General features: G+C 66.4%; 14 protein-coding genes. 2 read left to right on the top strand and 12 right to left on the bottom strand.

Features of this window, described 5'->3' with window-relative positions; translation table 11 throughout:
- Positions 1-870 carry a YicC/YloC family endoribonuclease gene (locus AABA51_RS06905; protein ID WP_338275792.1) on the bottom strand — a complete coding sequence of 290 codons (870 nt, stop codon included), beginning with the start codon at positions 868-870 and terminating at the stop codon, positions 1-3.
- A 190-nt stretch (positions 871-1,060) separates the two neighbouring features.
- Entirely contained in the window at positions 1,061-2,440 is a 1,380-nt protein-coding gene (locus AABA51_RS06900; RefSeq protein WP_338275789.1) for a class II 3-deoxy-7-phosphoheptulonate synthase, read from the bottom strand.
- Between the two features lie 174 nt (positions 2,441-2,614).
- Between AABA51_RS06900 and AABA51_RS06895 the strand changes: the two genes are divergently transcribed.
- Complete coding sequence (locus tag AABA51_RS06895; protein ID WP_338275786.1) at positions 2,615-3,589, top strand: GlxA family transcriptional regulator; 975 nt, start codon at positions 2,615-2,617, stop codon at positions 3,587-3,589.
- A 4-nt stretch (positions 3,590-3,593) separates the two neighbouring features.
- Here the strand turns inward: AABA51_RS06895 and AABA51_RS06890 are convergent, their stop codons facing one another.
- Both AABA51_RS06890 and AABA51_RS06885 read right to left on the bottom strand, forming a co-directional pair.
- Positions 3,594-3,866, bottom strand: coding sequence for a hypothetical protein (locus AABA51_RS06890; protein ID WP_338275783.1), 273 nt, complete (start codon positions 3,864-3,866; stop codon positions 3,594-3,596).
- Positions 3,863-6,664, bottom strand: coding sequence for a glutamine-synthetase adenylyltransferase (locus AABA51_RS06885; RefSeq protein ID WP_338275780.1), 2,802 nt, complete (start codon positions 6,662-6,664; stop codon positions 3,863-3,865). The genes AABA51_RS06890 and AABA51_RS06885 overlap by 4 nt, the downstream gene beginning before the upstream one ends.
- A 95-nt stretch (positions 6,665-6,759) precedes the next feature.
- On the opposite strand from AABA51_RS06885, the gene AABA51_RS06880 reads away from it, so the two are divergent.
- Complete coding sequence (locus tag AABA51_RS06880; RefSeq protein ID WP_338275778.1) at positions 6,760-7,230, top strand: YbaK/EbsC family protein; 471 nt, start codon at positions 6,760-6,762, stop codon at positions 7,228-7,230.
- A gap of 28 nt (positions 7,231-7,258) precedes the next feature.
- Here AABA51_RS06880 and lpxB read toward each other — a convergent pair whose 3' ends face one another.
- The 8 genes from lpxB to rseP form a co-directional block, all read right to left on the bottom strand.
- A complete protein-coding gene (lpxB, locus tag AABA51_RS06875; RefSeq protein ID WP_338276479.1) occupies positions 7,259-8,428 on the bottom strand; it encodes a lipid-A-disaccharide synthase in 1,170 nt (389 codons plus the stop codon).
- Between the two features lie 2 nt (positions 8,429-8,430).
- Positions 8,431-9,207: an LpxI family protein gene (locus AABA51_RS06870; RefSeq protein ID WP_338275776.1), complete on the bottom strand. Its 777-nt coding sequence runs from the start codon at positions 9,205-9,207 to the stop codon at positions 8,431-8,433.
- A 5-nt stretch (positions 9,208-9,212) separates the two neighbouring features.
- Positions 9,213-10,016, bottom strand: a complete 804-nt coding sequence (gene lpxA, locus AABA51_RS06865) for an acyl-ACP--UDP-N-acetylglucosamine O-acyltransferase (protein ID WP_338275774.1) — start codon at positions 10,014-10,016, stop codon at positions 9,213-9,215.
- Entirely contained in the window at positions 10,016-10,495 is a 480-nt protein-coding gene (gene fabZ, locus AABA51_RS06860; protein WP_277822938.1) for a 3-hydroxyacyl-ACP dehydratase FabZ, read from the bottom strand. Before fabZ ends, lpxA begins: the two co-directional genes overlap by 1 nt.
- Positions 10,496-10,583: 88 nt before the next feature.
- On the bottom strand, positions 10,584-11,198 hold the full coding sequence (locus tag AABA51_RS06855; protein ID WP_338275769.1) for an OmpH family outer membrane protein: 615 nt from the start codon (positions 11,196-11,198) through the stop codon (positions 10,584-10,586).
- A 10-nt stretch (positions 11,199-11,208) separates the two neighbouring features.
- Positions 11,209-13,443 (bottom strand): outer membrane protein assembly factor BamA, encoded by a 2,235-nt coding sequence (gene bamA / locus AABA51_RS06850; RefSeq protein ID WP_338275766.1) that lies wholly within the window; start codon positions 13,441-13,443, stop codon positions 11,209-11,211.
- A 306-nt stretch (positions 13,444-13,749) separates the two neighbouring features.
- On the bottom strand, positions 13,750-13,887 hold the full coding sequence (locus AABA51_RS06845) for a hypothetical protein (RefSeq protein ID WP_338275763.1): 138 nt from the start codon (positions 13,885-13,887) through the stop codon (positions 13,750-13,752).
- A gap of 146 nt (positions 13,888-14,033) precedes the next feature.
- Entirely contained in the window at positions 14,034-15,362 is a 1,329-nt protein-coding gene (gene rseP / locus AABA51_RS06840) for an RIP metalloprotease RseP (RefSeq protein ID WP_338275761.1), read from the bottom strand.
- Positions 15,363-15,365: the final 3 nt, after the last annotated feature.

Here is a 15,365-nt window from a genome sequence, read left to right as displayed (position 1 = left end):
CTACTCCACGTTCTGGACTTGCTCGCGGGTCTGGTCGATGGCCAGTTTGAGGTCAAGCCCGATCGCCGTCAGGCCCGCATCTTGCGACTTGGAACAAAGCGTGTTGGCCTCGCGGTTGAATTCCTGCATCAGGAAATCAAGCTTGCGGCCCACCGCACCGCCTTGCGCCAGCAGCGCGCGGGCCGCCGCCACATGGGCGCGCAGCCGGTCGATCTCCTCGGTCACATCGGTTTTCAGCGCCAGCGCCGCAACCTCCTGCGCCAGCCGTGCTTCGTCGATCTCGGTCGCCTCGACCAAGATCGCGATGGCCGCGCGCAGACGTGCGGCCTGCGGTTCGGCGCGCGCGGCAGCGGCGGTTTCGGCACCTGAGACAAGGTTTTCGATCCGGTCGATCTGCGCGTCTAGCAGGGCCGCCAGCGCGCGCCCTTCGTCTTGCCGCATCGCGGTAAAGGCCGACAAAAGCGGCTCCGCATCGGCCAGAAGCGCCTCGGGCGCGGGCATCGTGGCGGCCTCCCCATTCTCCGACAGCGCGCGCAGCGACAGGATCGTGGCCGGATCGACGGGCGCGCAGGCGATGCCTTGCGCCTCGGCGGCGGCGCGCACCTGCGCCAATTGCGCCAGAACCGCCGCAAGCTTGGCCGGATCGGTCGCGCCCGGCCCGCCCTGTTCGCGCACCACCCGCAAGGACAGGCTGACCGAGCCGCGCCCGATCACCTCGGACAGGCGCTTGCGCAAGGGTGCCTCCAGCGCGCCCAGACCATCGGGCAGACGCAGCCGCAGGTCGAGCCCGCGACCGTTCACGCTGCGCAGCTCCCAGCTCCAGCTGGCCCCCTGACCGTCACTTCCCTCGCGCGCGGCGAAGCCGGTCATGGAAGCGATGACGCCGCCGCCTGTCGTGTCGTTACCCAAATGCTAACTCCCCCGGCAGCGGTCAGGAAAACCGCAAGGAATGGCGCGATCTGGTAAGGAAATCGCAAGGAATGGCGCGATTTGTTAGGAAAATCGCAAGGATGTCTCGGCCCGGCGCGGCACCCCTCCGGGCCCCGCGCCGCACCCGATCTCAGACCGCCGCGCGCAGCGCCTCGCGGCTCTTTTGCAACTCTTCCGCGACCAGAAAGGCCAGTTCCAGCGACTGGCTCGCGTTCAGACGCGGATCGCAAGCCGTGTGATAGCGCGAGGACAGATCCTCGTCCGTCACAGCCCGCATGCCGCCGGTGCATTCGGTCACGTCCTTGCCCGTCATCTCGAAATGCACGCCGCCCGGAACCGTGCCCTCGGCGCGATGAACGGCAAAGAATTCCTGCACTTCGCGCAAGATCGCATCGAAGGGGCGCGTCTTGAACCCGGTCGAGGATTTGATGACGTTGCCGTGCATCGGGTCGCAAGACCACAACACGTTCGCGCCCTCGGCCTCCACCGTCTTGATCAGGCGCGGCAGGTGATCGCCCACCTTGCCCGCACCGAACCGCGCGATCAGCGTCAGACGACCCGGCTCGTTCTCGGGATTGAGCTTTGCCATCAAGACCTTGAGGTCATCCTCGGTCGTCGTGGGCCCGCATTTGAGCCCGATCGGGTTCAGCACGCCCCGGCAGAATTCAACATGCGCCCCATCGGGCTGGCGCGTGCGGTCGCCGATCCAGATCATGTGCCCCGACCCCGCCAGCCACTTGCCCGAGGTGCTGTCGACACGGCACAGCGCCTCTTCGTATTCCAGAAGCAGCGCCTCGTGGCTGGTGTAGAAATCGACCGTCGCGAGCTCATGGTTGGTCTCGCTCGTCAGCCCTGCGGCCGTCATGAAATCAAGGCTGTCCTGAATGCGATTGGCCAGATCGCGGTATTTCTCGGCATCGTCGTGATCGGTGAAGCCCAGCGTCCAGCTGTGCACCCGGTGGATATCGGCGAACCCCCCCGTCGAAAAGGCGCGCAACAGGTTCAACGAGGCCGCAGCCTGCGTATAGGCCTGCAACATCCGGTTCGGATCGGGGATGCGCGCCTCGGGCGTGGGCGCGATATCGTTGATGATGTCGCCCTTGTAGCTGTCCATCTCGACGCCGCCGATCACCTCGGTGGGCGCGGAACGCGGCTTGGCGAATTGCCCGGCCATGCGCCCGACCTTCACCACCGGCACCTTGGCGCCATAGGTCAGCACCATCGCCATCTGCAGCATCACCTTGAAGGTGTCGCGGATATTGTCGGCGGAAAATTCCGCAAAACTTTCAGCGCAATCGCCGCCCTGAAGCAGGAACGCCTCCCCGCGCGACGCCGCGGCCAGCGCCTTTTTCAGGCGGCGTGCCTCGCCCGCGAACACGAGCGGGGGGTATTTCGTCAGCTGCGTCTCGACCGCCTGCAGGGCCGCGGCATCGGGATAGCTCGGCATCTGCACGCGCGGCTTGGCGCGCCAGTCGGATTTGGTCCAGGCCGGTCCGGTCGTGCGGGTCATGGCGCGGTATCTCCTTCAGGGTCGTCTCTCGGGGGGTGCTTATAGGGGTATGACCGCGACCATCCAATCCCCTGAATCGCCGCCTGCAGGGATTGCGTCTGCCTGAAAAAACTGCTTTCGCTCAAGGAATGCGCGCGGAAGCCCCGCGTGCGCACGACAGGCAAAGGCCCCAATATGCCCGACCACACTGGCCCCCGGCGGTTCGTTTTCGTCCTTCTGGACCAGTTCACCATGCTGTGCTTCTCCAGCGCGGTCGAAGCCTTGCGCATCGCCAACCGCATGTCGGGCCGATCGCTTTATTCCTGGACCCTGGTGGGCGATGGGGGCGATATCGCCTATTGCAGCGCAGGCATCGGCTTTCGGCTCGACAGCGACCTCGAAGAGGTGACGCGCGACGACACCGTGCTGGTCTGCGGTGGGATCGACGTGGCCGCGGCCACCACCAAGCGTGTGGTGGGATGGCTCCGGCGCGAGGCGCGCAAGGGCGCGATCATGGGGGGCCTTTGCACCGCGGGCTACACGCTGGCCAAGGCGGGGCTTCTGGACGGCAAGCGCGCCACGATCCATTGGGAAAACCAGGACAGTTTCACCGAGGAATTCGAAGAGGTCATCCTGACCAAATCGGTCTTCGTCATCGACGGCAACCGCATCACCACGGCGGGGGGCACGGCCTCCATCGACCTGATGCTCAAGATCATCGCCGATGAGCATGGCGAGGATCTGGCCAACCTGGTGGCCGATCAGTTGATCTACACCTCGATCCGTACCGACCAGGACACGCAGCGCCTGTCGATCCCCACCCGCATCGGTGTGCGCCACCCCAAGCTGGGGCAGGTCATCCGCATGATGGAACAGGCGATCGAGGATCCGATCAGCCCCGCGACCCTGGCCAAGGAGGTCGGCATGTCGACCCGCCAGCTTGAGCGGCTGTTCCGGCGCTACCTCAACCGCAGCCCCAAGCGCTATTACATGGAATTGCGGCTGGGCAAGGCGCGCAACCTGTTGATGCAGACCGACATGAGCGTGATCAACGTGGCGCTGGCTTGTGGGTTTGCCTCACCCTCGCATTTCTCGAAATGCTACCGCGCCCATTACAACACCACGCCCTACCGCGAGCGTGGCACCCAAGGAACGCGGGACAAGATCTGATCTTTCAATCGGCCACGCGCGCCGCACGGCCCCCGCGACGCCGGGGGGCGGCCGCTTCGGACAAGCCTTCGCGCAGGACCAGCGTCATCGGATGATCCGACGGCGCATCGGCGTGACGTTCCAGCAACGCCGCAATCGCCGCGCGCGGGTCCGGTCCGCTCAGGCTCAAGGCCCAATCAACGAGGATCGAGCGGCATTCCGCATCCCCGATCCCCTCGATCCGGTAGGCTTCACGGATCAGGTTCTTGGGGTCGATGGGGTCGCGGTCCGCTGTCATGGGATGTCCTGTTCGGTCACGCTGCCGAAAACGGCATCGATGCAGCAAAGCGCATCCATGCGCGCCTTGTCCAGAGATGTCGCAAGCTCGCCCTCATCCGCAGCCCCCGCGATCCGGGCGAGAAACGCCTGTCCCCCCGTGCCGATGGCATCCGGATCGAGCCTTTCCTCGGTCAAAAGCCGCGCGGCCCCCTGCACCCGGTTGAAGAGCGCATGGGCCGATTGTAGAACCGCCACGCCCCGTCCATCCAGCCAGCCAAGGCGCTCAGCCTCGGCCAATTGCGCGGCACTGACGCGATGGGGCACACCGGCAGCCAGCGCTGCCGCCTGGCCCAAAAGCTCGATCTCCTGCAGGCCGCCGGGGCCCTCCTTGACGGCAAAGGTGGACCCTGCCCGCCCTGCCGCCGCAAGCCGCGCGCGCATCGTTGCAGCCTCGGCCCGGACATGATCGGGCGCGGCTTTCTCGGCGATCACGGCCGAACGGATGCTTTCGATCTCGGCTGCCAGGGACGCCGGTCCGGCGACGACCCGCGCGCGCGTCAGCGCCATATGCTCCCAGGTCCAGGCCTCGTCGCGCTGGTAGCTGGCAAACCCCGTGACCGAGGTCGCGACCGGCCCCTGCCGTCCCGAAGGGCGCAGGCGCATGTCCACCTCGTACAATTTGCCCGCCGCCGTGGGGGCAGACAGCGCGGTGATCAGCGATTTCGTGGCCTTGGCATACCAACCGCGCGGATCGAGCGGGCGGCGCCCCTCGCTCATCTCGACGCCTGCCGCATCGTAGATGACGATCAGGTCGAGATCCGAGCCTGCGCTCATCCGCCCCGAGCCAAGGCTTCCCATGCCCAGAACAGCCCCCCCCACACCCGGCGGCGGGCCGTGGCGGCGGGCGATGTCATCGCAGACGAGCGGCCAAAGCGCCCCGATGACCGCATCGGCCAGGTCGGTATATTGCGCCGCAGCCTCTTCCGGTCCGATCAGGGCGCGCAGCTGGTGCACGCCGATGCGGAAATGCCAATCCTTCTGCCAGCGCCGCGCCATGTCGAGCTGCGCCTCGTAATCGCGGCCCGACAGCAACCCGGACAGGTCGTCACGCAGGCCCGCAGCCCCCGGCCAAGGGGCAAAGAAACGCCCGTCGAGAACCGCATCCAGAACCCCGGAATGCCGCGACAGGTAGCGCGACAGACCGGGCGCGGTGGCACAGATATCGGCCAGAAGATCGACGAGCGGCGGGTTGGCATCAAAGAGAGAAAAGAGTTGAACACCGGCGGGCAAGCCTTTGAGAAAGCTGTCGAAGTTTGACAGCGCCTCTTCCGGTTTGGCCGCCGTGTGAAAGCGGCGCAGCAATTCGGGCTTCAGCCGTTCGAAGATCAGGCGCCCCCTCTCGCTGCGGAGTGCGGGATAGCTTGGCCAACGCGCCATGATTTCCGCCTCGGCCTCGGAGATCTCGAGGCTGGGCTTGGAACCGCCGCGCGTGGGCTGAAACAGATCGCCGGTCAGATGTTCCACCCGCCGGATGCGCGTGGCCAGCCCCTCCCGGAACCTGTCCGTATCCGCCTCGCCGCAAAGCCGGGCCAGACGGTCGAAACCTTGGGAAGATTTCGGCAAATCATGGGTTTGCGCGTCGTCGATCATCTGGACGCGATGTTCGATCTCGCGGTGATGGGCGTAAAGTTCGGTCAGTTCGCCCGCCACCTCGGCGGGAATCCACCCCGCTTCGGACAGGGCGGCCAGCGCCTCCACCGTGCGGCGGGACCGGAGCGAGGGGTCGCGGCCACCGGCGACCAATTGGCGGGTCTGGGCGAAGAACTCGATCTCGCGGATGCCGCCCGCGCCGAGTTTCATGTTGTGACCCTCTAGCTTAAGATTGCCGTGCAAACCTTTGTGATCGCGTATTTTTTGGCGCATATCCATGGTGTCTTGCACCATCGCGAAATCGAGATGCCGCCGCCAGACAAAGGGTTTGAGCGTCTCCAGAAACCGCCCGCCCGCCGCCAGATCGCCCGCCGCAGGCCGCGCCTTGATATACGCGGAGCGTTCCCAGGACCGCCCTTCCGCCTCGTAATAGCGTTCGGCGGCGGTCATCGAGATGCAGACCGGCGTGACGCTCGCATCGGGGCGCAGCCGCAGATCGGTGCGGAACACATAGCCCTCTGCCGTCGTGTCGCCGAGGGTTGCGGCGATCCTGCGCGTGGCCCGGATGAAGGCGGCGCGCGCCTCCATCACGTCGGACCCGTCGAAACGGTCATCATCGAAAAGGCAGATCAGGTCGATATCCGAGGAATAATTCAGCTCGCCCGCGCCCATCTTGCCCATGGCCAGCACCACCATGCCCGCCCCGTCGCGCGCGCCATCCTCCTCCGTCTGGCCGGGCAGCTTGCCGCGCCGCGCCTCGGCCCCGACATGGACGCGCAGCGCTGCGCAAAGGCAGGCATCGGCGATATCCGTCCAATGCTGCGTGACGGTCGCAAGCGGCCAGACACCCCCCAGATCGGCCAGCGCCACGATCAGCGCCGCCCGCCGCTTGATCCGGCGCAGGCCCGTGTCGATCTCGGCGGGACCAAGCGCCCCCGCCTCGGCGATCAGAGCCGCGACCGCCGCTTCGGGTTCGCCTGCCAACGCCTCGGTGAGCCAATCGGCCTCGCGCGCGATGAGCCCGCCCAGATAGGGCGATGAGCCCCCCATACCCTCGATCAAGGGGCACAATTCGGGCGCAAGCCCCGGCAGCTGCGACAACGCCTCGGCCCCGCGTTCGGGGGAATGTGGGATCGGATGGCGGGTCAGGCGGGATGCAAGGCTCATGCGGCCAAACTGGCGCGGCGCGCGGGGGCGGTCAACGGCTTGCGGGCGGATCGAAGGCTTGGCATCACCATGCCGCAGGACAGGGGGAATGCGCGATGTCGAAAAGCCTGAACCGGGTGAAACGGGCGCTGGAGGAGGCGGGCATCCCCGCCGAGGTGCTGGAGATGACCGAAGGCACCCGCACCGCCGAGGACGCCGCACGCGCCGCCGGATGCGCGCTGGACCAGATCGCGAAATCCATCATCTTCGGCGCGGAAGACAGCGGCGATGCCGTCCTTTTCATCACCGCGGGCGGCAACCGTGTCGATGCCGCCAAGGCCAGCGCGCTGGCGGGCGAAGCCTTGGGCAAGGCCGATGCCGGGCTGATCCGGGAACAGACGGGGTTCGCCATCGGTGGCGTCGCGCCGGTCGGGCATCTGACGCCGATCCGGGCGTGGTTCGATCCCAGATTGCTGGACTTCGACGTGGTCTGGGCCGCCGCCGGCACGCCGCGCCATGTCTTTGCCATCGCCCCCGATGTGCTGTTGCAGCTAAGCGGTGCGCAAAAGGCCGATTTCACGGCCTGAAACGCCAAAGGCGGGGAAAACAGCGGCCTCAGATCACCGAAAGAACCGAGCGTGCCGCCCGTAGCCCCGGTGCCTCGCCCCCCTTGCCAAGCCGCATCATGGTGAGCGCCATGGCGTCGAGCTGATCGATCCGCGCGCCCTCATCCTCCAGGAGCCGGTTCAGCGCAGCGCCGATCGGGGCGGGTCGGCATTCCTCGCCGATGAATTCCGGGATCGTGCGGCTGTCCGCGACCATGTTCACCAGCGTCACGGTATCGACCTGCAACATCGACAGGACCAGCTTTCGGCTGAGCCAGCTCATGTCATAGGCGATGACCATCGGCGTCTCGCTGGCGGCCAGCTCGAGGCTGACGGTGCCCGAGGCCGCCAGCGCCACATCCGCCACGGCAAAAGCCGCCCGTTTCTCGGCGGCAAAGGCGGCAGCCGGGACGCCGCGCGGGTCAAGCACATGGGGCCGCCCCGGCCAGCCCGCGATCCGCTCGCCGATCATGCCCGCCACGGCGGGGGCCGCGGGCAGGATCACATGGGCCTGCGGATGGCGGGCCAGAACCGGGCGCAGCGCCTCGCCGAAAACGGGCGAGAGGCGCTCGATCTCGGACCGGCGCGACCCGGGCAGCACAAGGATCGCGGTCTCGCCCTCGGCTACCCCGTATTTGGCCCGAAAAGCCGCAATCTCGGCCGCGCTGGCCTGTGGTTCGGTGACGACCGGGTGGCCCACGAAATCGCACGACATGCCCTCGGCCTGCATATAGGGCGGCTCGAAGGGCAAAAGCGCCAGCACATGGTCGATGCTGCGCGCCATCTTGCGCGCGCGTTTGGGCCGCCACGCCCAGACGGTGGGGGCGACGTAATGCACAGTCGGCATATGGGTCGCGCGCGCCTTGACCTGTGCCGCGACCCGCAGCGAAAACTCGGGGATGTCGATGGTGATGAGCGCGTCCGGTTTCCAGCCGATCACGGCATCGGCCGTATCGGTCACGCGGCGCGCAAGGCGGCGGTAATTGGCGATGATCTCGGTCAGGCCGATGACAGACAACTCCTCCATCGGGAACAGCGGCACCAGACCTTCGGCCTGCATCAAGGGGCCGCCGATGCCGTGGAATTCGATGTCTTCCTCGACAAGCGTCTTGAGCCCCGCCATCAGCGCGGCCCCCAGACGGTCGCCCGACGGCTCGCCCGCCACAAGGAACAGCCGCAGCGTCATGGCACGGCCCAAAGCGCGAGGCCGCGTGCCGCGCAGGAAGCGCAGACGGCATCGGGATCGACCAGCAGAACGTGACCGGCCTGCACCTCGATCCCCGACAGGCCCGCATCTGCGGCAAGCAGGACGGTATCGGGGCCGATCACCGGCATGTCGACGCGCAGATCCTGCCCGGGCTTGGCGCGCTTCACCAAGACACCGCCCGATCCGGGTGCGGTCCTGCCAACGAAGCGCAGCATGGCATCGGTGCCCTGCAAGGTTTCGATGCCCAGCATCTGCCCCCCCGCCGCAACCGCTGCCTGCCCCACGTCAAGCGGCCCCAGCGCCGCCAGAACGCCCCGCGCGCGGGCGGCATCGCCTTCGGGACGGGGAATGCCCGCGATGGCCCCTTCGGGCGCAACAAGGTCGGGGCGCAGCTCATGCGCGCCCCGGATCGTGAACCCCTGCCCCTCGAAGATCGCCACGATATCGCGCAGGAGCGCATCATCGCCCTGCCCCATCGCCTTGGTCAGGCGCGGCAGCAAGTCCCGGGTCACGGCATCGAGCGCCTCCGCCTCGACGGCGACACGCCGCATCGCGCCCGCGAAACAGACCTCGGTCACGCCCGCCCCCTGCAGATCGGAAAAGAGCGCCCCCAGCCGTTCCAGCCGCGCGACGATATCGGCCCCATCGGTGCCGCCCGGCATGCCCTCCAGCCGCACGATCAGGGCAGGCCCCGCCGCCGCCAGAAGCCCCGGAAGCGCGCCGTCGCCCGCGATGATGGCCCGCGCGCCCATCGCACTCAGCCGGGCGTGAGAAAGGACCGGTCGCTTTCGCCCAGGACGAAGGACACGATCTCGCGCACATAGGGGCTTTGCCCGGCCTCGTCGTCCTGCAAACGCCGCGCGCGGTCCTGGAACGCCCCTTCGCCCTGCGCCAGCGCCTGAAAGGCGGCGCGGAGCGCCATGATATCCTCGCGCGCGACACCGCGCCGCTTGAGCCCCACGAGGTTCAGCCCATCAAGCCCGCCGCGCGGCCCCTGCACCAGGCCATAGGGGATCACGTCATGGGTCACCATCGTGACCGCCCCGATGATCGCGCCACGCCCGATGCGCACGAATTGATGCACGCCCGACAGCCCGCCGATGATGACATCGTCGGAAATGATGCAATGGCCCGCCACGGCGGCATTGTTGGCCATGATCACGCGGTCGCCCACCTGTGCGTCATGGGCGACATGGGCACCGGCCATGAACAGCCCGTCATCGCCCACCCTCGTGATGCCGCCACCGCCCTCGGTGCCGGTGTTCATGGTGACGCCTTCGCGGATGCGGTTGCGCTTGCCCACGATCAGCCGGGTCCGTTCGCCGCCATATTTCAGATCCTGCGGCACATCCCCGATATTGGCGAAGGGAAAGACCACGCTGTCCTCGCCCAGATCGGTCCAGCCGGTGACGACGACATGGGATTTCAACGCCACCCGCGCGCCAAGCGTGACCTCGGGCCCGACGACACAGAAAGGGCCGATATGGCAGTCCGGGCCGATGACAGCCCCCTCCTCGATCACCGCCGAAGGGTGGATCACGGCGCTGGGATCGATCGCCATCACGCGGCCCCGCCCATCGCCTCGAGATCCATCATCGCGGTGAACTCGGCCTCGCAGGCCAATTCGCCCTCGACCGTGGCCCGCCCGCCGAATTTCCAGACCTTGCCGCCCGGTTTGCCGCGCAGCGTCGTGACTTCCATTTCCAGCACATCACCGGGCACGACCTTGCGGCGGAATTTCACCCCGTCGATCCCCATGAAATAGACAAGCAGGTTCTTGTCGGCCAGATCGGCGGAAACCCCGACCATCACGGCGGCGGTCTGGGCCATCGCCTCGACGATGGTGACCCCGGGCATGATCGGCGCGCCGGGGAAATGGCCCTGGAAATGGGGCTCGTTGAACGTCACGTTCTTCACGCCCACGGCCGATTGGAACGGCACGATATCGCGCACCCGGTCCACCAGCAGGAACGGGTAGCGGTGCGGGATGATCCGCTGGATCAGGTCGATATCGGCGGTGGTGGGGGTCTCGTCCGTCATGCGGAGGGCTCCTGCATCGTCATTTCAGGGCGCTCCGCCCGTGTCGGGGTGGTGGTAGCAACTCGGCCCGGTCGCGGCAAGCCGCCGCTCAGGGTGCGTTGGCAGGCGGTGCATCCGCGCCGCCCGTCCCGTCCAGATCGATCAACGGCGCATCGCCGCCGTCGCCCAGCCTTTCGTCGATCAGGGCGATCGCCTCATCCGTTATGTCGATCCCGTCCGCCGACAGCAAAAGCGCGCGATTGTCCATCAAAACGCTGGCCCCTCGATTGCGCAGGATTTCCACCAGGATCGGAAAAACCGTCTCGAAAAACGCTTGCTGCGCGGCATCCGCCTGCTGCTGCAAGGCACGGCCCTTGGCCTCTTGCGCGGCGCGTATGCCATTGACGCGGCTGTCGAATTCCTCGGCGATAGGGCGAAAATCCTCGGGCGTCATCTGGGTCCGGCGCTCGGTCAGCGCCAGTTCCTCTTCGGTCAGCTGCGCCTCGATCTGGCGGTTCTCGGCCGCGAGCGCGGCACCTGCCGCCTCAACCTCGCGCTGGATGCGCTGCCCGTAAAGCGATTGCGACAGCAGCCTTTCCTGGTTCAGCACCAGCACGGCCGAAGCCGGGGCCGCACCGACATCCTGTGCGACAGCCCCAGCGCCGGTGCACGACAGCACCAGCGACAGGATCAGGCCGAAAATGGATCGGGCGTCGCGGACCATGCCGCCGCCCTCAGAACCGCGCTTCGACGGTCAGATCGAAATCGCGGGTGAGGTCGTAGCTCTCGAAATCCAGCGCATGCGAGAAATTGAACCGCAGCGGCCCGATCGCCGTGTCCCAGAAGATCGAGACGCCGACCGACTGACGCCAATGCAGGCCGTCATCCACCGGGTTCGCGCCCGCAGCCCCGCCATTCACGTTGTCGAGCCCCCAGACGGTGCCGACATCGTAGAACATGCCGCCCGTGATGCCGTATTCATCCGGCAAACCCAGCGGGAAAGCCGCCTCGAACCGGGCGACGGCAAAGTAGTTGCCGCCAAGCGCATCGCGGTTGGCCACGTTCAGATCCCGCGGACCAAGACCATTCGCCTCGAAGCCGCGCATCTGGCGGCTGGAGAGGAAAAAGCGGTCCGCGAGGCGGCTGTCGCCGTCCAGCATCTGCAGCGCGCCGGCTTCGAAGCTTGCGCGCAGCGTCACCTCTTCGCGCATCACGTCGCGCTCGGCGATGCCGAGGAAGGTGGTCTCGAGGTATTCCGCATCGCCACCCAACCCGGCCAGTTCCGCGCCGAATTGCAGGCGCACACCCTGCGTCGGATCAAGACCGGTGTTGCGGGTGTCATAGGCATATTGTGCGCCGACAAAGGAATTGATCCGGTCCGTCGCCTCGCGCCGCAGGATCGCGGAGCTGTTGGTCGTGCTCAGCCCCGAAATCTCGTTGCTTTCGATGCCGTAATACACGTCCATCCGGCCAAATTCGCTGACCGGAAAGCCGAGCCCGAAGGTCGCCCCGATATCGAGCGTGTCGAAGGACCGGTTCTGCGAGCTTGTTTCGGTGTAGAAGACGGCAACGCTCCCCGACAGGTCCCGCGCCAGGAGGCTGGGTTCCGTGAAGGAGAAATTCAACGACTGGCTGCCCTCGGTCGTGTTGAAGCCAAGCCGCACGGCCTGCCCGCGCCCGAGGAAATTCTCTTCGGCGAAATTGACCGCCAGCCCTGCGCCCGTATCGGTCGAGAAACTGACCGAAAAGCCAAGCGAGCCGGTCGGCTGCTCTTCGACATCCACGTCGACGATGACCTGATCGGGAGAGCTGCCCGGCCGCCCTTCGACCGCGACATCGCTGAAAAAGCCCGTCGCGCGGATGCGTTCGGCCGCCTGGCGGATCGCGCGCGGATCAAAGGGGTCGCCCTCGACGGCGGTGAACTGGCGGCGGATGACCTGGTCGATCGTCGTGGTGTTGCCCTCGATGTCGATCCGTTCGACGAAGACGCGCTCGCCGCGCGAAATGACGAATTCCACGTCAAGCGTCAGATCGGCATCGTTGCGCGTGATGCGCGGCTCGATCCGCACGAAGCGTTCGCCCTGCTGGGTGGCCAGCGCCTCCATCCGGCTGATCGTGTTGTCGATCAGCCGCGGGCTGTAGGTCTCGCCCGTGCGAATGCGGATGACATCCTGATATTCGGCCGCATCGATGCCCGGGATCTCGGAGACCGTGGTGATCTCGCCGATGTCGAAGCTCTGCCCTTCCTGGATGTTGAAGGTCACGAAATAGGCCCCGCGATCGCGCGACAATTCGGGCGTTACGCTCAGGATGCGGAAATCGACATAGCCGCGATCCTGGTAGAAATCGGTCAAAAGCTGCCGGTCGAGCGCGATACGCTCCGCGATGAACGTGTCGCGGCGGATGATCTGGCGCAACAGACCGGCTTGCGTGCTTTCCAGAACCCGGCGCAGGCGACGATCCGAATAGGCGCGGTTGCCCACGAAGGACAGGCGCTCGGTCTCGACCACGCCGCCTTCTGCGACTTCGAACACCAGGTCGACGCGGTTGTCGGACCGGCGGATGATGCGGGGCGTGACCGTGGCGGTCAGACGGCCCGAGACGCGATAGGCCTCGGCGATGGCATTGGCATCTTGTTCGGCGACGGCGGGCGAAAAGGTCCGGCGCGGCACGGATTGGATGTTCGACAGCAAAACCTCGTCATCCAGACGGCGGTTCCCCTCGACCGTGATCTGGTTGATGGTGGGGTATTCCTGCACCTCGATGACCAGCGTGCCGCCGCGCGGAGTGATCTCGACCGCTTCGAACAGACCGGTGTTCTGAAGCCGCTGCAGCGCGTCGTTCACCTGTGCGCCGGTGACGGCGCTGCCCGGGGCGATTCCCGCATATGTCAGGATGGCCGCGTCCGAAATCCGCGCATTTCCCTGCACGTCGAAACTCGAGAACCGGAAATCCTGCGCCTCGGCCATTTGCGCCAGAGGCAGCGAAACCCCAAGAAAACCTGCAATAACCATGGGTCCGAGACCGAACCGCACCAGGCGTGAGGGGGTCGTGGCCGCGGGGCACGTCGACAGGTTCAGACGGGCGCGCAAACGCAGGTTCATGGCTTCCAATCCCAGGTTTCTTCGAGCAGCTGAACCCTGCCTAGCCGAGGGTCCTGGGGTTGTCAAAACCAACTGGTCCGGGCACCGCGCATCATGTGCGCGCTGCCGCATTTTCGCCATGATCCGCGAGCTGCGGATTCTGGGTGCAGCGCACCCGCCCTGCCCTATGCCTCAGACATGCATCGCGTGGCTGAAGATCATGCTTCCCAGCACCAGCGCCGCCACGATCAGCAGCGGAACCAGCAGGCGATCGGTGTTCAGCCACAAAATCTGCGACATGCCGCGCGTATTGTGGATCAGGGTCTTCATGTCACTCTCCACGGCCTTTCCACGCGCCACCGCGCAGTTCTACCCCACGCTAGGCCGCCATTATGGCAGCACTTGGACCCGGCCATGGCAAAGACGCGCCATTCACGCCGCAGCTTGAGCTTTTCGCGGGAAACCCCGCGCGCCTGTCAGGGGCAGAAAATGTCGTTGGTCAGCGCAAAGAGCATCAGCGACAACAACAGCGTCAGGCCGATGGTCATGAAGACGCGCATCACCTTGTCGGATGGCGGCTTGCCCGACACCGCCTCGTAGGCGTGGAACACCAGGTGCCCGCCATCCAGAACCGGGATCGGAAACAGGTTCAAGAGCCCAACCGCCGTCGACAGGACCGCGACGAACCAGATGAAATTGTCGATGCCCTGGCTTGCCGCCGCACCCGAGGTTTCGGCGATGCCGATCGGCCCTTGCAGGTTGCACGAGGAAATCGCCCCCGTGATCATGTGCCAAAGCCCCGACAACGAGCTTTGCACCACGAAAACCGTCTGCTCGGCACCATAGCCAAGCGCCGCAAGCGGGCCCACGGATTCGCGCACCGGCTCGAAACTCAAGCCCCCCGTGACGCCGATCAGCCAGCGCGTCTCGAACCGGCCATCTTCGGTCGGCAGATCGGTGCGGCGCGGGGTCAGGGTCACGTCACGTGTTTCCCCCCGGCTCCAGATCGTGAGCGTCAGGGGCGTTCCCTGCGCCGCGTCGACGGCCTCGCGCAGCTGGCGGAAGGCGTAGACGGGCACCCCATCCACCGCCCGGATCACGTCACCCTCGCGCAGCCCTGCGGCCAATGCGGCCGATTGCGGCGCAACCGATTGCACTAGCGGGATCAGCGGAAAGGCCGCCTCGATCTCGCGCAGGATGCCGTCGCGTTCCACCGTATAGGCAGCGGTGGGTTGCGGCGTCAGATCGGCCGCGATCTCGAACAAATCGCCAAAGGCGCTGACCGGTTGGCCCTCCATCGACACGATCAGGTCGCCGGGCTCGAATTGCGCGATATCGGCGGGCAAGGCCACCTGTCCGCCCACGCGCGGCTCGTCCACCGCGCGGCCCGTGAAGGCCAGAAACAGCGCAAAGACGAGAATGGACAGGATGAAGTTGAACACCGGCCCCGCCGCCACGGTCAGCGACCGCGCCCAAAGCGGCGCACCATGCATGGACCGCCGCCGCTCGCCCGCATCCAGCGCATCGATGGCAGCCCCGTCCTTGCCGCTGGCCGCATCCGCATCGCCCAGGAATTTCACGTAGCCGCCAAAGGGCAGCGCCGCCACCTGCCACCGCGTGCCGCGCCGATCCGTGCGGCTGAACAGGACCGGACCGAACCCCAGCGAGAACACCTCGGCATGGATGCCGCTCCAGCGGCCGACGATGTAATGCCCGTATTCATGGATCGCCACGATGATCGACAGCGCCGCCACGAAAGCCACAAGCGTAAAGGCAAGGCTGCCGAACTGGGGGATGAATTCCATGAG

It is taken from the genome of Roseicyclus marinus, assembly GCF_036322625.1.
GTDB classification, from domain to species: Bacteria; Pseudomonadota; Alphaproteobacteria; order Rhodobacterales; family Rhodobacteraceae; genus Roseicyclus; species Roseicyclus marinus_A.
The sequence above is the reverse complement of the archived record's forward strand: the minus strand, read 5'-3'. Positions and strand labels throughout refer to the sequence as shown.